2 protein-coding genes are annotated in these 1980 nt (G+C 78.1%); both read left to right on the top strand.

Annotated features, from left to right (window positions below):
- Positions 1 to 433: substrate-binding domain-containing protein (locus VER05_RS20055; protein WP_324847067.1), on the top strand; the 433-nt coding region annotated here is incomplete at its 5' end.
- On the top strand, positions 430 to 1860 hold the full coding sequence (locus VER05_RS20050) for a serine hydrolase domain-containing protein (protein ID WP_324847066.1): 1431 nt from the start codon (positions 430 to 432) through the stop codon (positions 1858 to 1860). The genes VER05_RS20055 and VER05_RS20050, both read left to right, overlap by 4 nt.
- Positions 1861 to 1980 lie beyond the last annotated feature (120 nt).

Genomic DNA, 1980 nt, shown 5'->3' with positions numbered 1-1980 from the left:
GCTCGGCGTGCCGTGGGACCCCGCGCTCATCCGCTGGGGCGGCTTCGACGCCGAGAGCGGCTACCGGCACGGGCGCGACCTGCTCGACCGGCCCGACCGGCCGACCGCCGTGTTCGCGGGGTCGGACTACCAGGCGCTGGGCGTGCTGCGCGCCGCGCGCGAGCTCGGGCTGCGGGTGCCGGAGGACCTGTCCGTCGTCGGGTACGACGACCTGCCGATCAGCCAGTGGCTCGACCCCGGGCTGACGACCGTGCACCAGCCGCTGCGGGAGATGGCGTCGATGGCGACCCGGATGCTGCTGACGCTCGCCGCGGGCGGCGAGCCGCCGTCGACGCAGGTGGAGCTGGTGACGGAGCTGGTGATCCGGTCGTCGACGGCGCCGCCGGCTGGGGCCGGGTCCGCGTCGGGGTCGGCGTCGGGAGGCCGGGCGTGACCGGGGCCGCGTTCGAGGGCGCGTGGGGCGAGGCGCTGGAGGCGCTGGACGGGCTCGACCCGCACGCGCTGGTCGTCGCGCGCCGGGGGGCCGTGCTGGCCCGCGCGACCTGGGCGCCGTACGACGCGGGGCACGCCGGGCTCGTCTACTCGGTGTCGAAGTCGGTCACGGCGCTCGCCGTGCTGCTGCTCGAGTCCGAGGGCCGGCTGTCGCTGTCCGACCCGGTGGACGCGCACCTCGACCTGCCGAACCCGCACGGCTTCACGCTGCGGCACCTGCTCACCATGTCCACCGGGCACAGCCGCGAGCAGACGTCGGTCATGCCGGCCGATCCCGCGGTCCTGCTGAGCACGCCGCCGGAGTTCCCGGTCGGGACGCGGTTCGCGTACTCCTCCCCCGCCACCTGCACCCTCGGCCGCGTCGTGCACGCGGTCGCCGGGGAGCAGCCGACCGCGTACCTGCGGCCGCGGCTGCTCGACCCGCTCGGCATCGGGCCGCGCTGGTGGCGGCCGCTCGCCGGGGTGGAGCAGGGCTTCTCCGGGCTGCACCTCACCGTCGACGACCAGGCCCGGCTCGGGGCGGCCCTCGCGGCCGGCGGCGTGGCGCCGGACGGGACGCGGGTGCTGCCGGCGGCGGTGGTCGACGCGCTGGCGACGACGTTCGTGCCGACCGCGGAGACCTTCGCCGACGACCACGCCAGCGCCGAGCCCGACACCGCCCGCGACGACTGGGCGCTCGGGTACGGGTACGGGGTCTGGCGCAGCCGGGTCGGGTTCCGGATGGACGGGGCGTACGGGCAGTTCACGCTCGTGGTGCCGGAGTCCGGGGTGGTCGTGGCGTACCAGGGGTCCGCGATGGACACGCAGCGGGTGCTGGACGTGCTGTTCGGGCTGGTGCCGGCCGCGGCGTCGTCGGGCGAGGCGGCGGGCGCGGTGTCGGACGAGGCGCTGGTCGCCGAGCGCGACTCGTGGGCCGCGCGCGACCGGTACGTCGCCTCGGATGCCCCCGCGCTCGACGTCGCCGGCTGGTCGCTGGAGGACGCGGCGAACGCCGGGGCGGCCGAGGGCGCCGGGTGGCGGCTCACGGTTCCCGCCGGCGACGGCCGGCCCGGCGGCGTCGTCGACCTGCGCCCGGACGCCTGGACCCGCGGCACGCTGACGATGCGCCCCGGCGACGTCGCGTCCGGCGCCCCGAGCGACCCCGTCCCCGACGGCGTCGTCCCCGTCGCCGCGCGCGCCGAGCGGCTGCCCGACGGCACCGTGCGCGCGCACGTCGTCGCGACGGCGTCGCCGCACCGGCTGCTGGTCACCCGCGCCCCCGACGGTGCGCTGTCCGCCCGCTGGCACACCGCACCGCTGTGGGAGCCGACGCTCGCCACCCTGCTCGTCCCGCCGCTGGTCGCCGCACCGGCGCGGGGACCGTCCTGACCACCGACCCCACCCCGGAGCCATGACCCCCGACAACGCCGTCGCCGTCACCGTCCACCCCGCCTGGCTGCCCGACGCGGCCCTGGCCCCGCTGCGCGAGCAGCCGTCCGCCGTCCTGGG

It is taken from the genome of Cellulomonas sp. (assembly GCF_035634735.1).
In the GTDB taxonomy this organism is placed as follows: domain Bacteria; phylum Actinomycetota; class Actinomycetes; order Actinomycetales; family Cellulomonadaceae; genus Cellulomonas.
Note: the sequence above shows the minus strand (reverse complement) of the source record. Positions and strands in the feature narration are given on the sequence as shown.